This is a genomic window from Rhodoligotrophos sp. CJ14 (assembly GCF_038811545.1).
Taxonomy (GTDB): Bacteria; Pseudomonadota; Alphaproteobacteria; order Rhizobiales; family Im1; genus Rhodoligotrophos; species Rhodoligotrophos ferricapiens.
Map to the genome: position 1 here is coordinate 3863340 of NZ_CP133319.1, position 18968 is coordinate 3882307.

Consider the following 18968-nt stretch of genomic DNA (forward strand, 5'->3'; position numbering starts at 1 on the left):
AACGGGGCATAGATTGAACAGCCGGTTTCAGCGGTCAATCGGAATTTCAGCGGCACTGCTGATCTTCAGAGATCAGCCGGCGGGCACGGGCTGCTTTTCCGATCCCTGAGCCTCACCTTCGGTCCGCCGCTTGGCCGCGATGTAAGTATAGAACATCGGCACCACGAAGAGGGTGAAGAGGGTGCCGATCGACATGCCTGTCGCAATCACGAGGCCGATGGAGAAGCGGGCAGCCGCACCCGCGCCACTCGCAACCAGCAGCGGCGCGACCCCAAGCACCATGGCGGCAGTGGTCATGAGGATCGGCCGCAGGCGCACCTTCGCGGCTTCGGCAATTGCATCCTGCCGCGACATGCCGGTCCTGTCGCGCAGCTCATTGGCGAATTCCACCATCAGAATGCCGTGCTTGGTGATCAGCCCGATCAGCGTGATGAGACCGACCTGCGTATAGATGTTGAGGGTTGCCACACCGAGGTTGAGCGGCACCAATGCGCCGAAGATCGACAGCGGCACCGACATCATGATGATGAACGGATCGCGAAAGCTTTCGAACTGCGCGGCAAGCACGAGATAGATCACCAGAATGGCGAGCCCGAATGCGAAAGCGAGCGCATGCCCCGCCTCCTTCGACAAGCGGGACTGGCCGGCATAATCGATCAGGAAATTCCCCGGCATTTCCTCCCGCGCGATTTGCTCGAGCGTTGCAAGCCCTTCGTCACTCGTCACGGTCGGCATTGGCAGCGCCGACAATGTGGCCGATGTCAGCTGATTGAACTGTTCGATGGCCTGGGGCGCGGCGATGGTCTTGATCTTGATCAGCGCCGAGAGCGGCACCATGGTCCCATTCGTCGCCCGCACGTAATACTTGCCCATGCTCTCAGGGTTGAGCCGGTCGATCTTTGGCACCTGCGGGATGATGTCATACGCCCGATTGTCAAAGTCGAACTTGGCCACCGTTCCCTCGCCGAGCAACACATTGAGCGTGGTGCCGATATCTCGCGCTGAGACGCCAAGCGCGATCGCGCGGTCGCGGTCGATTTCGACCCGTGCCCGGGGCGAGGTGTAGGACAGTGAGTTCTGCACGACGATGAACTTGCCCGAGGCCTCGGCTTTGGTCTTGATAGCCTCGGCCACCTCCCAGACCTCGGCGGCATTCCCGGTCGAGCGCACCACCATCTGTATGGGCATGCCACCACCGGTGCCGGGGAGCGAGGGCGGCGCGAACACGAAGGCCTGCACGCCGGCGCTCTTGTCGATCCGCCCCTGGATCTCCGTCTGGATCGCCTTCTGGCTGCGCTCGCGCTCATCCCACGGCTTGAGCGTCCATGCGGCAAAGCCCCCACCACCTCCACTGCTTCCGATAATGTGGAAGGTGGTATCGATCTCCGGGATATTTCCAGTCATGCCGCGAAACTGGTCGAGGAAGGCCGCAGTATAGTCCGGGGTTGCATATTGCGGCACGTTGACCAGCGCGAACATGGCACCGCGATCTTCTTCCGGTGCGAGCTCGGACGAGGTTTTGCTGAACAGGAAGACGGACGTGCCCAGCAGAGCCGCTACAATGAACAAGGTCACCGGCCGATATTTCAGCGACCCCGCGAGCAATCGTTCATAGCGGTTCGCAAGCCCGTCGAAAACATGATCGACGATCCTCTGGAACCGCCCGGGCCCGTGTTCGCCATGGGCCTTGAGCAGGCGCGAGGACATCATGGGCGACAATGTCACCGCAATGACGCCCGATAGGATCACCGAGCCCGCAAGTGTGAAGGCAAACTCGCGGAACAATGCGCCGGTGAGGCCCTGGGTGAAGCCGATCGGCGCATAGACGGCCGCAAGCGTGATGGTCATCGCCACCACCGGGCCGAAAATCTCGCGCATGCCCTCGATCGCGGCCGGAATAGGCTTGAGCCCCTCTTCGATATGGCGATGAATATTCTCGACCACCACGATCGCGTCATCCACCACAAGCCCGATGGCCAGCACCATGGCAAGCAGGGTTAGCGTGTTCAGCGAATAGTCCAGTGCATAGAGCAGGAAGCACACGCCGATGAGCGACAGGGGGATCGTGACCACTGGAATGATCACCGAGCGGAATGAGCCGAGGAACAGGAGGATCACGACGACCACGATGACCACGGCCTCGCCAATCGTCTTGAACACCTCCTCGATCGACGCATCGATGAACTTGGTGGCGTCATAGACGAGGTTCGCCTGCATGCCATGCGGCAGTTCCGACTGGATCTGCGGGAGCTGGGCGCGCACCCGTTTGGCGGCATCGAGCGGGTTGGCATCGGGACTTGCGAAGACACCGATGAACACGCCTGGCTCGCCATTGAAGGCGACCTTCACATCCGTCTGCTCGGCGCCGAGCTCGACCCGCGCAACGTCGCGCAGCCGCACCACATCCTCGCCCTTGCTGCGCAGCGGAAGCTCGCCGAACGCCTCAGGCGTCTGCAGCGTGGTTGCTGTCTCCACCGCATAGGCGACGAGCTCGTTCTGTGTTTTGCCCGGGGCGGAGAGAAAGTTGGCCCCCTGGATGGCCGTGACCACGTCCGCCGCCGTGACATCGCGCGAGGCGAGCAGGACCGGGTCGAGCCAGATGCGCATGGCAAAGGTCTGCTCACCCAGGATCTGCGCCTCGCCCACGCCATCGATGGTCGAGAGGCGGGGCTGGATCACCCGCGTGAGAAATTCCGTGATCTGCGGTGGCGACATCTCCGGCGATGAGAATGCCAGATACATCAGCGCGAATTGCTGACCGGTGCCCTTGTTGATGATCGGATCTTCCGATTCGGATGGAAGCTGGCTCCTGACCTGCTGTACCCGCGAGATGACTTCCGTGAGCGCTTTGTCCGGATCGGTGTTGAGCCGCATATAGACGGAGACCGTGCTGACGCTCGGGCGGCTTTGCGACGTCACATAATCGACGCCCTCCGCATTTGAGACGGCTTGTGCGATGGGCGTGGTGATGAACCCCTGCATCAGTTCCGCACCGGCGCCCGGATAGGTCGTCGTGACGGTAATGACCGTATCCTTCACCTCCGGATACTCACGGATGCTGAGATTGAGAATGCCCTGGGCGCCGAGCAGCAGCAGCAGCAGGCTGATCACAGTCGCCAGCACCGGTCTGCGGATGAAGATCTCGGAAAAATTCATGAGGTCCGGCCTCGTTCGCGCCCGTTATTCCGTCCGGGCGATCTGCGCCGGATCGACGCTGTTGTTGATGGTGACGATGGAACCGCTATGCAGCTTGTTCTGGCCCGAGGTGACCACCATCTGCCCCGCCTTCAGACCTGACGTGATCTCGACCAGTCCGTTGACGCGGCGCCCCGGCTTAACGAAAACCTGCGTGGCCTTGTAGGTTTGCTCGGCCTGCTGCTGAGGAGGAGGCGTGTCATTTTCAGCAGCCTGTGCGGCAAGAGAGCCGCCCCGCTCGGCCTCGCTCACCTCCGGCTGCCCCTCGCCATTGGCCGGCGCCTTGCCATTGGCGCTGGTCTTTTCCAGCACATAGACATAATCGCCATAAAGGCTCGTCACGAGCGCGGTTTGCGGCAACACGATCGTGTCGGGCTGTGTCTTAAGCTCGACCCGCACCTGCAGGAACTGTCCCGGGATCAGCTTGCCATCGCGGTTATCCGCCTCCGCTCGCACGGAAATCAGGCGGCTCTCGGTGTCGATCTTGGGATTGATGCCGATGATCTTGGCTTTGTGGTCCAGGGAATTGACATCCGGGCCGAAACGCACGGCTTGGCCGAGCGTGACTTCGCTGGCACGCTGCTCGGGCACCGTGAAATCCACATACATCCGATCGAGATCCTGCAGCGTCGCCACTGTTGCACCCGGCTGCACATACGCCCCGAGATCAATCTGCGGAATGCCGATCACGCCGCTGAACGGCGCCTTGAGAGACTTCTGGTCGATCAGGGCCTGCAGGCGTTCGAGCTCCGAGCGGGCCGCATTGAGTTCGCGTTCGGCCGTATCGAAATCCTTCTGGGTCGCAACGCCGCTTTTGCGCAGCGCACTCAACCGCTTGAACTGCGCCTCAGCGGTCTCGACCGCGGATTGTGCGCCGGGGATCTGCGCCTGCTCGACATTATCATCGAGCTGCACCAGCACCTGGCCGGCTTTCACCCGGTCGTTGGATTTGAACTTGATCGCCTCGACGACGCCCGTCGTCTCGAAGGCCAGATCCACACCCTGCGCGGCCTTGGCGGAGCCGATCGCATCAATGGTGGGATGCCAGTCCCGAGGAGCGACCGTCGTGGCCGAGACCGTGACGGTCTTCACCGGCATATTGGCAAAGAATTCGGCGATCTTCTTGTCGCGGAACAGGTTGAAGCCGACGAGGCCCCCGCAAACGAGAACCACGAGCAGTCCGGCAATAAGAAAGCGCTTGATCATAAGTCCTGCTTGACACACTGCCTGTCCGGACCGACGACATGTCTATTCTAAGTCAGTGCTGGTGATGCTCGTCCGCCACGACGACGCCGCCACCGGTTGACCTCCGTCGGTCATGAGGCAATATATGTACCGTCTGGACTGTAAATCAATCAAGAAGTTTACCGGTTAACCAGTGAAGGAATCATGTTGAACCGCACGCAAAAGCGGCCGCGTGGGCGACCGAGCTCGAAGACCGTGATCCTGGATGCTGCGGCAGCCGTGGTATCCGAGGTTGGCGCGAACCACCTGACCCTTGATGCGGTGGCGGAACGGGCTGGCGTCAGCAAGGGCGGCCTGCTTTACAACTACCCCACGAAGGAGGCTCTGCTCCACGCCATGGTGGAGCGGTTCATCCAGGAATGCGTGGAGCGTCGTGAGACACTGGCTGAGGAGCTCGGCGGCGATGCCCGTGGCAATCTGAAAGCCTTGCTCCTGTCCCGAGGTGAGAGCACGGAAACTGAACGCAAGACCGCGCATGGCATGCTGGCTGCTGTCGCCGAGAACCCGCGCATGCTGGACCCCGCCCGCGAAGCGCAAGGTGAGGTCATGAACATATTGCGCAATGCGAAGGACCCGCTCGCCGCAACGGTAGCCTGGCTCGCGGTTGAGGGACTGGCCTTTCTCGATCTGATCGACCTCTGCCCCTTCAGCGAAGAAGAACGTAAGCAGATTCTCGCGCGCGCCTTGGAGTTGGCGGACTTGTAATCACGCTCTGCGCGGCTACTCGAGAAACACCGTGACGGAATCGGTGCGCCCGGCAGCATCGATGACCGTGAGTGTTGAAAAGCCCCGCTCATTGGCCTGCCAGCTGCTGGTGCGGCGACGCTCGGCCCCGGCAAGCGGGTGCCCGTTCACCATCCAGCGGAACGGGGGCGCGCCATCCTGGATTTTCAGCGCGACCGGTTGCTGTGCACCGCCCGCGCCGAGACCGAGATCAATCTTTGCATTCTGCGGAGGATAGACGATCAGCGGCGGCGCCGCCGTGCCCGGCTTGTGGTTGGCCACAGACAATGCGGGCGCCAAGAAATGCTGCAGCGGCACCGGAAGCTCCGATGTGGTTGCGGCATAGGCATTCTTCGGGCGGGTGAGCCGGAGCGGTGTGGTTCCACCGATCCGTGCGAAGGCATCGAACAGCAAAGGCGCCGCCGAGGCTCGCCCGGAAAGCCCCGGTATTGCCGTGCCATCCGCGCGACCGACCCAGACGCCAAGCACATAACGGCCATCGAAGCCCACCGACCAGGCGTCCCGATACCCGTATGAGGTTCCGGTCTTGAACGCGAGCTGATGCCGGGGAGCACCATCCGGTGGCGGTGTCCCTCGCAGAATGTCCGAGACATACCACGCGCCGAGCGCACTGAGCACCGGATCAGATGCGATCTGAGCAGAGGAGCTTGCTGCTTCACCGAAGATCTCATGCAGCTTAACCGCATGACCGTCCCGAGGCAGCGCCGTGAACAGGGTGACGAGATCTTCGAGCGTCACCCCGAGCCCGCCCAAGCCGATCGCGAGACCGGGCGCCGCCGTGCCCGGCAGTATGGGCGATATCCCCGCATTGCGCATCCGGGCCAGCAATCGCAGCGGTCCCACATGGTTCAGCAGCGAGACCGCGGGAATATTGAGCGACATCTGCAGAGCCTGGGCAACCGTCACGGTGCCCTGGAACGCCATGTCGAAATTGCTCGGCCGGTAGCTGTCGAACGCGGAAGGCTTGTCGTCGATCAGCGTGCTCGGGTGAACGAGCCCATCCTCGAAGGCAAGCCCGTAGATGAAGGGCTTCAAGGTCGAGCCGGGTGACCTCACGGCCCGTGTCATATCCACATAGCCCTTGCTGGTCTCATCCGCGAAGTCCGGTGAGCCGACCCGGGCGAGAACCTCACCGCTTGCATGGTCTACGAGAAGCATCGCGATGGAGAGGTGAGCTGGAAGCTTAGCCTTTGCATCCCGCGCCAGCTGCTCGAGGGCCGCCTGCTTCTGCCGGTCGATGGTCAGTCGGTAGAGTTTGGCATCTGGCGCAAGCCGTCGCGCCGCTTCGGCGCTGTGGGCTGCGAGCGCGGGAAAATGATGCCGCCGGCTCACCAGCCGTTGACCTTGCGCCTGTTCGGCATCCTGCCTGGACAAGACGCCGGCATCTGCCATCCGGGCGAGCACCCTGTCGCGCGCCTTGCGGGCTTGAGTCGGATGAAGATCCGGTCGACGCGCTTCGGGAAGCTGCGGCAGGGCGATCAGCATGGCCGCCTCCGCCGGGCTCAAGCGTGCCGGCTCCTTTGCGAAATAAGCAAGGCTCGCGGCACGAATGCCTTCGATGTTGCCGCCATAGGGTGCGAGCGTCAGATAGGCTTCCAGGATCTCGCGTTTGCTGAGCCGGCGCTCGAGCTGCAGCGCCCTTAGCGCCTGCATCAGCTTGGCCAAGAGCGAGCGTTCATCCCGTGGCTCGAGGAGACGCGCAAGCTGCATGGTGATGGTGGATGCGCCCGAGATGATCCGCCCATTGCGCAGAAGCTGCCCCGTCGCCCGGATCACCGCGGCACTATCGATGCCCGGATGCTGAAAGAAGCGCTTGTCCTCATAGGCCAGCAGCATCTGCACGAATAGCGGATCGACCTCATCGAGGCTGACGGGCAGACGCCAGCGACCATTCTCGACGGTGAAGGCCCGCAACAGCTGGCCGTTGCGGTCCAGCACCAGCTGCGAAATGGCCTTGTCCCGCGGCAAGCTTGGCGCAAACCGCTGGTCCAGCCACGTGAGACCGGAAGCGAGGCCGCCCAGGCCTATGAGGAGCAGGCAGCCGACCACCGCCCACTTGCCCCAATGGGCAGCAAAACGCCGCTCAGCAATGCTCTGGCCCATAGGACTGTCCCTGCGCCGATTACCGCGCAGCCTCGACCTCCACGCGCCCCTGGTCGGTCCAGGCGGCAAGCTCAGGCCGATACATGTCCTCGACCGTGGCCGCGGGGTGGGTATAGCGCCCGGGCGTGACCGCCCGCACCACATAGGCCATGGTCATCTCGTCCTGGTTGCCCTGCGCGCGGTCGAATGCCGCAACGAACCGATCGCTGCGGAACTCTACATGCGAGGTGTTCACCTCATCCGGCAGCCAGTCGAAGGCAGCAAGATCAGCACTCTTCACCAGATGCGGATTGTCGATCTCGAACCCGGCTGGCAGGCGATCGACCACCAGCACACGGGCGGGCAACGCATTCTGCTGGGTGACAGTCAGCACCACCACGAACCGGTCGTTTTGCCGGGCCTTTTCGACAGAGACCTCATTGCCGTCCATATCGTAATAGGTTCGGGTGATGCTGAACCCGCTCCCCCCGGCGGGCGGTGCCTGGTCGGGTATGCCGGTCACCGTCAGCACCGCATCGACCGTTTGATCCGAGCGATTGGCGATGCGGATCGGGTGCATCGCCACTTCGGCCTGTTCGTAGGAATGAAACAGGCTGCCGCGCACCGGCATATCGCCCAGCTCGAGCGAAAGCGCGTCTGAATGCGCCATGAGCCCGTTCGCCGCCAGCAGCAGCCAGGCATCATCCTGAGTGCTGGTATACTCCACATTGGCCCTCAGCGCGGACACACGGCTGACGAGCTCCTGATTGAGCGGGAGCGCCGGCTTGACCTCGAGCATCAGGGCAAGCGTGCCCGCCGCATCACGCAAGGCGGACCCATAATCGGTTCGTGCCGAGAGCTCGCGCGCACTCGCCGCTGTCGGCGAAGGCACTGCTGCCACCGCAGCCGAGAAGGCTTGGGCCGCCCGTTCACGCTCGCCGTAAAGGGCCAGTGCCGCCCCGAGCTGCGCCTTGGCGAGCGGTGTTTTGAAGGCGTCGAGCTTGGCATCCACATAGTAGCGCAGATCACCGATGGCAGCGCGCCGGTTATGGGCGAGCACATAGAGCGCATAGCCAAGCGCCGCGCCGCCACTGTCGAGATCGGTTGAATAGGAGAGGCTGTTCTGCAGATTATCGAGCGCTTGCTCGAAGGCGATATCGGGCACGGTATAGCCCTTCTCCCGCGCTCGCGTCAGGAAATCCGTGACATATGCATCAAGCCACAAATCGCCCGATCCCGGAGACCACAGGCCGAAGCTGCCGGAGGAGGATTGCTTGGCGAGCACCTCGCCGATCGCCGTGTTGATGCGCTTGTCAGCCCCGCCGTCCCGCGCCACGCCAATCTCGGCCGCAACCGTATTGAAATAGAGCAGCGGCAAGGCCCGACTCGTCAGTTGCTCCGCGCAGCCATAGGGGTAGCGGTCGAGCTTCAACAGCAGCGAGGGCACATCCAGCGCTGCGCTGCGCATGATGCTGAGCTGAAGCGAGCCATTGTCGCCGGACGTGCCCTGGAAGATTTCCGGGCCGATTGCGAGCTTGCCATCACGCGCCGGAATCGCTTTGACCAGCCGCCGGCTGCTGGGCGCAATTCCGGGCTGGACAGGAATGAACAGCTCCTGCTCGAGTTCGAGCCCGTTGCCCGTAAGGCTTAACGTGACAATGCCGAGCCCGATCTCGGCGCCGGTAAGACGGGCGGTGATCGACTTCCGCTCGCCCGCCGCAAGATGTACCACTTGCTCTGCGCTGGCCTCGCCAACCCCGATTTCATTGGTTGCATTGACGCCAACCCGGTAATCGCCCGCTGGCGCATCCGTATTGGCGATGTCGATCGTGATCTCAGCCTCATCTCGCGGTGCGAGGAACCGGGGAACGCTCGCTTGGAGCACCACAGGATCACGAATGATCACGTCCCGATTGGCTTGACCCACCGCATCTTTGCTCCAGGCCACCGCCATTAAGCGCGCGGTGCCGTTGAACTGGGGAATATCGAAGCTGATGGGCGCCGTCCCGTCCGGGCCGACTTTGACGATCCCCGAAAACTGCGCGACGAGCGGCTGGGTCGGCGGACTGCCTTCGATGCTTGACCCCGCTTCGCCGCCGCCCGAGCGGATGGCACCGGGTGCCGCCACCATGCTGTCGATCAGCTTGCCATAGACATCCCGCAGGTCCATGCCGAGCCGCCTCTGGCCATAGAACCAGCTTTCGGGCGCGGGAGGCTGATAACGCGTGAGATTGAGAATGCCAACGTCGACCGCCGCAACCGTGATGAAGACATCATCGCCCGCCGCAGCCCCGCTCACCCGGGCCGTGACATTGAGCGGCCCGTTGGGGCGCGTCACCTCGGGCGCATCGAGCGACACGGCGAGCGTCCGCGCGGACATGTCGGACGAAAGCCAGGTGAGGCCGATGGCGCGCGAGGGCATGCGTGATGCGGGGATATCTGCGGGACGATAAAGCGTTGCCGTCACATAGGCACCGGGCTGCCAGGATTGGTCGACCGGCAGCTCGACCACCGTTTCGGTATCGCCGACCTCGACCGCCTTCATGGCGATCAGCCGGTCGCTCATGACGGTGACCGCGGCGACGCCCGGAAACCGTGGCGTGATCTTGAGACGTGCCGTCTCGCCCGGCTTGTAGCTCTGCTTATCCAGGGAGACTTCGAGCACGTCGGGCGTTTCGGCGGTTGCTGCCTCCACATACCATCCGGCATCGAACTCGACGCTTGCCGCTGCATCCTGAAGCCCGGGCGCGTCGATCTCCAGTCGGTAACGGCCCCATTGCACCCGCGCCTCGATGAGTGCGGGCTGATCCGATGGGATATCGACCGTGCCATTGGCGATGCGCTTGGTGAAGGTGACCGGCTCGTAGTTCCAGCGGCCGTCGGTCATGTACCACTGGAAGTTCTTCTCGATCTGATAAAGCGTCCAGCTTGCGCTCTTGGTCTCGGTCTTCTGAAGCTCAGGGGTGATCGCGATCACATCGAACTGTGCCGTATCGCCCTCGCCAAGACTGCCATCGAACCGCGGCTTGATGCCGATCATCGGACCTTGCGGCAGAATGGATCGGCTGAGGACCTGCTCAACGGCCCGCCCGCCCGCCTCGCGCATGCGCAAGGCAATATCGGCCTGCATCGGCCGGGTCGTTGCGGGAACATCGCCAAGCATCACCTCGACACGAGCCTTCCCCTCGGCATCGGTGACCGGCAGCTCGGCCATTGGCCGGCGAACCGGCTCGACCGCCTCATCGGCAAGGCCGAAGGAATAGCCTGGGAACGCCTCGAGCCCGGCTGCGGCCTTCATGACAGTTTCACCCTCGAGCGCAAGACCGGCGGCTGGTGCACCATAAAGGAACCGTCCGGCGACATCGACCGTGAAGGGCGCGCGCGGATTGAGAGGGCCTGCCGCACCGGAGAGCTCGAGCTCCAGCCGGTCCGGCACGAAATCCTCGACAAGAACGCTCGCCTGCGCCAGCGGCGGCGCATCGGGATCCAGATAGGCACGGATGCTCCAGCTGCCGCGCATGGCATCATTCGGCAGGGTAATGCTCAGCGCATGCCCGCCTTGCCCCTGATCGGGGACGCTCTCGCGTTTGAGCTCAACCCCATCCGGCCGTTCAGCGACGACGGTGAGCGGCAGCCCCGTCGTTGCCTGAGCATTGGCGTCGCGCACGAGGGCCGCGATATGGACGGTTTCGCCGGGCCGATAGATGCCGCGCTCCGTATAGAGGAAAACATCGGTGGCGCCGGGTGCGCTCCGGCCCGCGACCCCGCGATCGGACAAGTCGAATGCCGGCTCGGTGAGGTCGATGAACCCGAAATCCTCTTTGCCAAGGAGGGCGGTGACCACCGCAGGGGCAAGCCCCCCTGCGCCCCGTGTCATGCCCGCGGGAAAATGTGCATATCCATCCGCATTCGTGCGCGCCGTACCCAGAACCTCGTTATTCCTGGCAATCAGCCTGAGCTCGACCTGATCGAGCGGGTTCGCCGTCGATAGGGATCGTGCGAAAATATGGAGACCATCGGTACCGGACGCGCTGGCAAGCCCCATATCGGAAACGACGAACCATTGCGTGGCCTGGGATTCCCATGGCTTGTCCACGCTGTCTTTGGGCCGGGCGCGCAACACATAGACGCCTGGCCGACGCTCCCTCAGAACCTCCGTCACAGGAAAGCCCGTCGTCACCTCCTTGTTCAGCTCTGCCGCCGATTGAAGCGTGCCCGACCAGATCTTCTCGCCTTGCTTTTCCGCAATCTCATTTGCGCGATAATTGTCGAGCTGTGAGAGGAAAAGATCATCGGTGATCGCGCCCGCGAGGCTGCGGTCTCCGATCCGGTAAAGCTCCAGGTCGAGCTGAGGCGCATTGACGGAAATGATCGGAATCGTTTCCTGGCCAATGGGTGGCAGCACGAAACTGCGCCCGGAGAACCGCACCGACGCCGTACGATCGCGCACATAGATCTGAAACGTGGCCGGGCGCTCCAGCACCTCGTTCACGACCGAGGGAATGCCGGACCGCAACGCCACCCGGTAGCGCTCACCATGGCGCATATTATCGATGCAGATCTGCCGCTCTTCGACCTGCACCTCTCCGGGTGTCTTTTCATTGACGGTGACGAACTTGGCCATGCCGTCTTCGACACGCGCCAGCGGCTCGGAGAAGCGGATGCACAGGCGCGGCGACAAGGCATCGGAATCGATCGTGTAATCCACGACCCGGAAGCCCTGGTCGCGCCGCAGCTTGTCATAGGCGGCCTGCACCGCTTCCGAGCTGTGCTGTGCAAGGCTAGCTTTATAGGCCTCGATCGCCGGCCGATAAAGCTCGCGCCGCTCGAGGGCCCGCGCCAGCGCCGCCAGGGCTTCGGCCCGCAATGCTGCATCCGGTGCTGTCGCAAACGCGTTCAGCGCTGCTGAGCTTGCCTCGACCGGCAACCGGTAGCGCTCTTCATAATCCTCGGTCTGCAGGGAGAGCAGGGCATTGGACAGAGCGATCCACACCGGCGTATTGCTCACGTCCTCCTGCAGGGCTGCGCGGAACGCCTGGATGGCGCTGCGCTGGTCCCCTTGGGCCGCGGCCCTGAAGCCCCGTTGCTCGGCATTGACCCGGTGATCCGTGCTGATGTCCCGATCGGATTGCAGCGCCTTGAGATAGCGCCGGGCCTCGCCGCTGATCCCGGCGGGAAGGAAGCTGAGCATGCTGGCCTGATCGGCCTCGGAAAGCCCACTGCTGCTCTGTTGCGCAGCCGTGGTCGCGGCTTGCTCAACCTTGGCTGGTGCAGGGCTTTGCGCCGATACAGGAACAAGAAGCGGGGAGGATAACAGAAACACGGCACCGGCAATGGCCTGGAGCACGCTTCGCGAGGTCGACATGGAGCTTCCCCTGCATACGCGATGGGCGCTTGCGATTATGGGAGGCGAACAGCATCACTAAACCGCAGCGCGACGATCGCAGGCGCGGATCGCCTCCCCGCTGCCTGCGGGCGCAGTTTCCTCCGAAGCGGGCCAAGAGTCCAGCGCCAGCCTATGTACCAACAGCGTCAGCCGCGCGGGGAGCGGTTGACGAGATAGATGCCCACGCCGATCAGCGCGACGGTCATGACCAGGAGGGGGCTGATCGGCTCCCCCAGAAGCACGGCCCCGCCCGCAAAGCCGATCACCGGCACGAGAAAGCTGAATGAGGCAAGCTGCGATGCGGGATAGCGCACCATCAGCCACAGCCAGCCGATATAGCTCGCAAACACCACGGCCAAGACCTGATAGGCAACGGCGATCCACACCACCGGCGATGGGTTGAAAATGCCGGCTTCTGGAACGAAGAGCAGCAGCAGCGGCATGAGCACTGCCGAGATCCCGAGCTCATAAAGCAGGGTCTTCTCGGGGGCGATGGTTGACAGCCGGCCGGCTTTGAACAGAACCGACTGCACACCCCACAGAATGGCGGCAATCAGGATCATCATGTCGCCGAACAGCTCGCTAAGGCTGGGGAGAGTGAGCCCCTCATAAACGGCAAGCGCCAGACCGCTGAAGGCGAGGGCCAGGCCCAAACTCTTCGTCCGGGTGAGCCTTTCGCCCGGGATGAAGAAATGGGCGCCGATCGCCACCGCGAAGGGGGACATGTAGAAGAACAGCACCCCCCGAGACACGGTCGTGTAGGTCATTCCCCAATAGAAGAGAACGAACTCGATCGCGAATATCACCCCCATGAAGATGCCAACCCCGAGGCTGCCATCGGCCTTGAACATGGGAATGCCGCGCCAGAGCATCCACGCGACCATCAGGATCGTGCCGCCGATCGAGCGTATCGAAGCAAGCCAGATCGGCGAGATGCCGCCGACCGAGACCTTCACCGCCACCTGGTTGAGGCCCCAGCTCGCGCAGATCAGAAGCATGAGAGCGAAGGCAAGACCATCCAGACGGTCATGCCGGTGAGGCGTCGATGCGGCGTGAGACATCTGAGCTCTGGGCGGAAGGGCAGGGCGACAGTCGTTATGCTCTACCAGTCCGCGAATGCCCCGGCCATCAGATAATCACAACCCGTGAGGTCGCGCTGGCAAGGCGGGAGGAGTGTGGGGATGGCCCTGTAGATCCTCCCGCCGACTTTTCTTGCGCGCGCTTTACTTCACAAGCTCGCAGCCGCCCTGGTCGAGAGGCCGGAACGCCTTGTCGGCGGGGATGGTGGCAACCAGGTTGTAATAGTCCCACGCACCCTTCGAGTCCTCCGGCTTCTTCACCTGGAACAGATACATGTCATGAGCCGCAAGGCCATCCGGACGCACCGTGATGGTTCCGAACAGCTCATCCTGGATTGGTGCTTCCTTCAGCTTACCGATGACGGCCTTGGCCTCTTTCGTACCGGCAGCCTTGATCGCCTCCAGATAATGGAGGACGGATGAATAAACGCCCGCATGCACCATGGTCGGTTTCGCCGGCCCACCTGCCTTCTGATAGCGGTCAGAAAAGGCGCGGGTCTTGTCGTTCATATCCCAATAGAACGACTCGGTCAGGCTCAGCCCCTGCGCAGCTTGCAGTCCGAGCGCATGAATATCCGTGATGAACACCAGCAGGCCCGCGAGGTTCTGCCCGCCTTGCACGATGCCGAATTCGGAGGCTTGCTTCACCGAGTTGATGAAGTCGCCGCCCGCATTGGCGAGCCCGATCACCTGCGCTCCGGAGGATTGGGCCTGCAGGAGATAGGAGGAGAAATCCTGTCCCGGATAGGGATAGCGGGTCGATCCGAGCACCTCGCCGCCGGCCTTCTTCACAAGCTCGGACGCATCACGCTCGAGCGCATGCCCGAATGCGTAATCGGCCGTGATGAAGAACCAGCTCTTGAGTCCCTGATTGACCATGGCACTCGCCGTGCCATTTGCCAAAGACCAGGTGTCATAAGTCCAGTGGATGGTATTGGGCGAGCAATTCTTGCCTGTAAGATCCGACGTACCGCCGCCGGAGACGATCACCACCTTGTTCTTCTCGCGCGTCACTTCCGCAACCGCCAGAGCCGTGGATGAGGCCGGCAAGTCGAAAATCGCATCGACCCCTTCCTGGTCATACCACTGGCGGGCGATATTCGATGCGATATCCGGCTTGTTCTGATGGTCGGACGAGATGACCTCCACCTTGAAGCCTGGGTTCTTTGCGGTGAAGTCTTCCACTGCCATCCGTGCGGCAATCACCGAGCCTTCGCCGGTAATGTCCGCATAGATCCCGGAACGATCATTCAGCACGCCGATCTTGACCGCCTGCTCTTGCGCCAGGCTCACGCCCGCGAACAAGGCTAGGCTCGCAACCGCGGCCAGCACAGTTTTTGCTATCATTGCCGTTCCTCCCTCAGACTAGTTGGTGCAAGCGCTCGTGACACTGATCGTAGCCAGATGCGGTGACCTTCGAATCATTGATGTCTAGCCGGCGAGCGCTGCTGCACAGGCTGCATCAAACGCCGAGGTAGCGGTGAAGCTTCTCCACATTCTGGCTGATCTCGCTATTGGGGATCATGTCGATGACGCGGCCCTGCTCGACCACATAGTGGCGGTCGGCCACCGTCCCGGCGAAATGGAAGTTCTGTTCGACGAGAATGATGGTGAAGCCGCGCTGCTTGAGCTGGTTGATGGTCACGCCGATCTGCTGGACGATGACCGGTGCCAAGCCTTCGGTCGGCTCATCGAGCAATAGGAGCTTGGCGCCCGTGCGCAAGATCCTCGCAATCGCGAGCATCTGCTGCTCGCCGCCGGAGAGCTTGGTGCCCTGGCTTTTCAGCCGCTCCTTGAGATTGGGAAAGAGCTGGAAGATCTCGTCTATGCTCAGCCCGCCTTCATTGATGACCGGCGGCAGCGTGAGATTTTCCTCGACATTCAGACTCGCGAAGATGCCCCGTTCCTCAGGGCAGAAGCCGATGCCAAGGCGGGCGATGGAGCGCGAGGGCTGATTGATCAGTTCCCGGCCGTTGAACTGAACCGAGCCGCGCCGCTTTCTGACTATGCCCATGATGGACTTGAGCGTTGTCGTCTTGCCGGCTCCGTTGCGTCCAAGCAGGGTCACCACTTCCCCTTGCCGGACATCGAAGGTCATCCCGTGGAGGATGTGCGATTCGTCGTACCAGGCCTCCAGGCCGCGCACCGCCAACATCACATCCGTCTGGGTTTTTCCTGGTCGCTCTGCAACATCAAGCATGAACTGCTCCGCACTTCTGACTGGGTTTGCCGCACGCTAGCACGCCTGTCCCTCGTGATCACCCGGCGAGAGGATCGAATCCTCATCACCGGCAATGCACGCAACCCCGGGCATGCCGAGCCTCGCCCATTGCGAGATTATTTTCCGCCGTGCCGCCAGTCGAAGTTTGGCTCCGGGCCAACGAAACTGTCTCTATAAAGATCTATTGTCAGCATTCCTTGATCTATCGGCGCGTGTTTGCAGCGCATGCTTGTGATTGTGCTGCTACTCCCTGTGAGGATCCTGCGTTGCCAGCCCGAGACCTGTCAACTTAGCCTTTGGGATGGTATCTGATACTCTCGCTGGAGGCGGTGCGTAGCCGTGCGAATGGGGGCGGGTGCAATGTCCCCTGGGCCTCACTTCACTGTTTGACCCTAAGAGCTGAGCAGGTTATCAATTCTCATTGCTTGCGATGATGACAATGCTAATCATGATCGTCACTTAGCAGCGGTCTAGAGGGGGTAAAGAGGCATTTTGTAATCCGGCGAGTTAGACTTTCGTCGGATAGGAAGCATTTTCGACGCCGTTATGATTGCAACGGGGTGGGGTGGATCTATGCAGGGATCCTTCGAATACTTTCTGAATCAGCTCATCAATGGTGTAACCCTCGGATCCATCTACGGCCTGATCGCGGTGGGATATACGATGGTGTATGGCATCATCGGCATGATCAACTTTGCCCACGGCGAGATCTTTATGATCGGTGCCTTCAACGCGCTGATTGCCTTCCTCGTGCTCGGCATGATCGGACTGACCTGGGTCCCCCTGGCTTTGCTCATCGTTCTCGTCATCGCCATGGCACTCACCGCGGTTTATGGCTGGTCGCTGGAGCGCATTGCCTATCGGCCGTTGCGACGATCACCGAGACTTGCCGCCCTCATCACCGCGATCGGCATGTCCATCTTCCTGCAGAACTATGTCCAGCTCCTTCAGGGTGCGCGCAACAAGCCCATCCAGCCGGTGGTCTCCGGCGGTATCGAGATCATGCGTTCGGGCGATTATGTGGTCTCCCTCAGCTACATGCAGATGATCATCATCGGCCTGACCATCGTGCTCATGTCGATCTTCTCCTGGACCATTGCCAAGACGCCCTTTGGTCGCGCGCAGCGGGCCTGCGAACAGGATCGCGACATGGCCGCCTTGTTGGGGGTCGATGTCGACCGCACCATCTCGCTGACCTTCGTGACCGGCGCCATACTGGCCTCGGTGGCCGGACTGATGTTTCTGCTCTATTATGGCGTGATCGATTTCTTCATTGGCTTTCTTGCCGGAATAAAGGCCTTCACCGCGGCAGTTCTGGGTGGCATCGGCTCTCTGCCGGGCGCGATGCTGGGTGGGCTGCTGATCGGGCTGATCGAGGCGTTCTGGTCCGGCTATTTCAGTCTTGAATACAAGGACGTGGCCGCCTTCTCCATTCTCGTGCTCGTCCTGATCTTCCGGCCCACCGGCCTGCTCGGTCGCCCGGACATCGAGAAGGTTTGAGGGATGACGGCCGTATCCGCGCCTGAACATGTCGGGGTGCGCCCGCGCTCCTTAACGGCGGATCTGGTGAAGGAAGGCGCGCTCGCAGCGCTGGTCGTGGCGGCATTGACCATCGGCCTTGTCGGCTTCAGGACCATCGACACACCTGCAGGCCTTTCGGTCACCACCCGCTTTCTCGATGTGCTCGCGGCAGCGGTCATCGCCTTTATCGGCCGCATCTGGGTGGCGATGCTCGAGCAGGACCGCCCGCGCCCGGTCGCTCTGATGGCCTTGCCCGTAACGGCCATCCTGCTGTTGATGCTGCTGAGCTATACGCTCTTCGGCGAGAATATCGGCCGCATCCTGCATGCATCATTGCCCTTCGAAGATCCGGTCGTGATGTGGATCGTGGCGGCGACGGCACTGGTGATCGGCCTGCGCGCCGTGTGGATGCTGCGCCATGGCGGGCGCACCCTCAGCCAGGAAGAGGCCGAAGCGCGGAAGGAGCGGGTGGCGGCGCGGGTCAAGCAGATATCGATCTATGTGGGCCCGGTCCTGCTGCTTCTGGCCCTGGCCTTCCCGTTTATTCCCGGCATTGACCGCCGGCTTCTCGATATTGGCATTCTCGTCGTCACCTACATCATGCTGGGCTGGGGGCTGAACATCGTGGTCGGCCTCGCGGGCCTTCTCGATCTCGGTTATGTCGCCTTCTATGCGGTCGGCGCCTATAGCTATGCCTTGCTCGGCACCTATTACGATGCGAGCTTTTGGCTTTGCTTGCCCTTCGCAGGCATCATGGCCGCCTTCGCCGGCATATTGCTCGGCTTTCCCGTGTTGAGGCTGCGCGGCGACTATCTGGCCATCGTCACCCTCGGCTTTGGCGAAATGATCCGGGTCGTCCTGATCAACTGGTACGAGTTCACCGGCGGCCCCAATGGCATTTCGGGTATTCCGCGCCCCAGCTTCTTTGGCCTGCCATTTGAGCGGGTTGCCCGTGACGGCCAGGAGACGTTTCACAGCTTTTTCGGCCTGACCTATTCGCCCCAGGACCGCATCATCTTTCTCTATTATCTTATTCTGGCCCTCGCCTTGGTCACCAACCTGTTCACCTTGCGAATCAGGCGGATGCCCATCGGCCGTGCCTGGGAAGCGCTGCGCGAAGACGAGATCGCCTGCAAATCCCTTGGCATCTCGCCACGGAACACCAAGCTCACCGCCTTTGCCATCGGTGCCATGTTCGCCGGCTTTGCCGGTGCTTTCTTCGCCACCCGCCAAGGCTTCGTGAGCCCGGAAAGCTTTACCTTCATTGAATCCGCCGTGATCCTGGCCATCGTCGTGCTGGGCGGTTTCGGCAGCCAGCTTGGCATCGTCTTCGCGACCCTCCTGCTCATCGGTCTGCCGGAATTCTTCCGCGAGCTGCAGGAATATCGGATGCTCGCCTTTGGCGGTGCCATGGTGCTGATCATGCTTTGGCGGCCAGCCGGGCTTCTCGCCCATCGCAGCCCGACCATGCTCTTGTCCAGCAAGGCTTAGAGAC

General features: G+C 62.1%; 10 protein-coding genes. 3 read left to right on the forward strand and 7 right to left on the reverse strand.

What is annotated here, in order from left to right; translation table 11 throughout:
- Positions 1-72 precede the first annotated feature (72 nt).
- Together RCF49_RS18060 and RCF49_RS18065 are read right to left on the reverse strand one after the other, a co-directional pair.
- Positions 73-3156 (reverse strand): efflux RND transporter permease subunit, encoded by a 3084-nt coding sequence (locus RCF49_RS18060; protein ID WP_342641176.1) that lies wholly within the window; start codon positions 3154-3156, stop codon positions 73-75.
- Between the two features lie 24 nt (positions 3157-3180).
- A complete protein-coding gene (locus RCF49_RS18065) occupies positions 3181-4401 on the reverse strand; it encodes an efflux RND transporter periplasmic adaptor subunit (protein ID WP_342641177.1) in 1221 nt (406 codons plus the stop codon).
- Between the two features lie 183 nt (positions 4402-4584).
- Between RCF49_RS18065 and RCF49_RS18070 the strand changes: the two genes are divergently transcribed.
- Positions 4585-5145, forward strand: a complete 561-nt coding sequence (locus RCF49_RS18070) for a TetR/AcrR family transcriptional regulator (RefSeq protein WP_342641178.1) — start codon at positions 4585-4587, stop codon at positions 5143-5145.
- A 15-nt stretch (positions 5146-5160) separates the two neighbouring features.
- Here RCF49_RS18070 and pbpC read toward each other — a convergent pair whose 3' ends face one another.
- The 5 genes from pbpC to RCF49_RS18095 form a co-directional block, all read right to left on the reverse strand.
- Positions 5161-7287, reverse strand: a complete 2127-nt coding sequence (pbpC, locus tag RCF49_RS18075; RefSeq protein ID WP_342641179.1) for a penicillin-binding protein 1C — start codon at positions 7285-7287, stop codon at positions 5161-5163.
- 19 nt (positions 7288-7306) lie between these two features.
- The gene (locus tag RCF49_RS18080) at positions 7307-12631 is read right to left on the reverse strand and encodes an alpha-2-macroglobulin family protein (RefSeq protein ID WP_342641180.1); all 5325 of its coding nucleotides are present in this window, start codon (positions 12629-12631) and stop codon (positions 7307-7309) included.
- A gap of 167 nt (positions 12632-12798) precedes the next feature.
- The gene (locus RCF49_RS18085) at positions 12799-13713 is read right to left on the reverse strand and encodes a DMT family transporter (protein WP_342641181.1); all 915 of its coding nucleotides are present in this window, start codon (positions 13711-13713) and stop codon (positions 12799-12801) included.
- 162 nt (positions 13714-13875) lie between these two features.
- On the reverse strand, positions 13876-15078 hold the full coding sequence (locus RCF49_RS18090; RefSeq protein ID WP_342641182.1) for an ABC transporter substrate-binding protein: 1203 nt from the start codon (positions 15076-15078) through the stop codon (positions 13876-13878).
- 115 nt (positions 15079-15193) lie between these two features.
- Positions 15194-15931: an ABC transporter ATP-binding protein gene (locus RCF49_RS18095; protein WP_342641183.1), complete on the reverse strand. Its 738-nt coding sequence runs from the start codon at positions 15929-15931 to the stop codon at positions 15194-15196.
- Between the two features lie 594 nt (positions 15932-16525).
- Between RCF49_RS18095 and RCF49_RS18100 the strand changes: the two genes are divergently transcribed.
- Both RCF49_RS18100 and livM read left to right on the forward strand, forming a co-directional pair.
- The gene (locus RCF49_RS18100; RefSeq protein ID WP_342641184.1) at positions 16526-17452 is read left to right on the forward strand and encodes an ABC transporter permease subunit; all 927 of its coding nucleotides are present in this window, start codon (positions 16526-16528) and stop codon (positions 17450-17452) included.
- A gap of 3 nt (positions 17453-17455) precedes the next feature.
- Positions 17456-18964, forward strand: a complete 1509-nt coding sequence (livM, locus tag RCF49_RS18105) for a high-affinity branched-chain amino acid ABC transporter permease LivM (RefSeq protein WP_342641185.1) — start codon at positions 17456-17458, stop codon at positions 18962-18964.
- Positions 18965-18968 lie beyond the last annotated feature (4 nt).

What these genes read in the sequence shown, in the direction of transcription:
- RCF49_RS18060 (WP_342641176.1), bottom strand. Translation starts at nt 3,156, where the DNA reads ATGAATTTTTCCGAGATCTTCATCCGCAGACCGGTGCTGGCGACTGTG.
- RCF49_RS18065 (WP_342641177.1), bottom strand. Translation starts at nt 4,401, where the DNA reads ATGATCAAGCGCTTTCTTATTGCCGGACTGCTCGTGGTTCTCGTTTGC.
- RCF49_RS18070 (WP_342641178.1), top strand. Translation starts at nt 4,585, where the DNA reads ATGTTGAACCGCACGCAAAAGCGGCCGCGTGGGCGACCGAGCTCGAAG.
- pbpC (WP_342641179.1), bottom strand. Translation starts at nt 7,287, where the DNA reads ATGGGCCAGAGCATTGCTGAGCGGCGTTTTGCTGCCCATTGGGGCAAG.
- RCF49_RS18080 (WP_342641180.1), bottom strand. Translation starts at nt 12,631, where the DNA reads ATGTCGACCTCGCGAAGCGTGCTCCAGGCCATTGCCGGTGCCGTGTTT.
- RCF49_RS18085 (WP_342641181.1), bottom strand. Translation starts at nt 13,713, where the DNA reads ATGTCTCACGCCGCATCGACGCCTCACCGGCATGACCGTCTGGATGGT.
- RCF49_RS18090 (WP_342641182.1), bottom strand. Translation starts at nt 15,078, where the DNA reads ATGATAGCAAAAACTGTGCTGGCCGCGGTTGCGAGCCTAGCCTTGTTC.
- RCF49_RS18095 (WP_342641183.1), bottom strand. Translation starts at nt 15,931, where the DNA reads ATGCTTGATGTTGCAGAGCGACCAGGAAAAACCCAGACGGATGTGATG.
- RCF49_RS18100 (WP_342641184.1), top strand. Translation starts at nt 16,526, where the DNA reads ATGCAGGGATCCTTCGAATACTTTCTGAATCAGCTCATCAATGGTGTA.
- livM (WP_342641185.1), top strand. Translation starts at nt 17,456, where the DNA reads ATGACGGCCGTATCCGCGCCTGAACATGTCGGGGTGCGCCCGCGCTCC.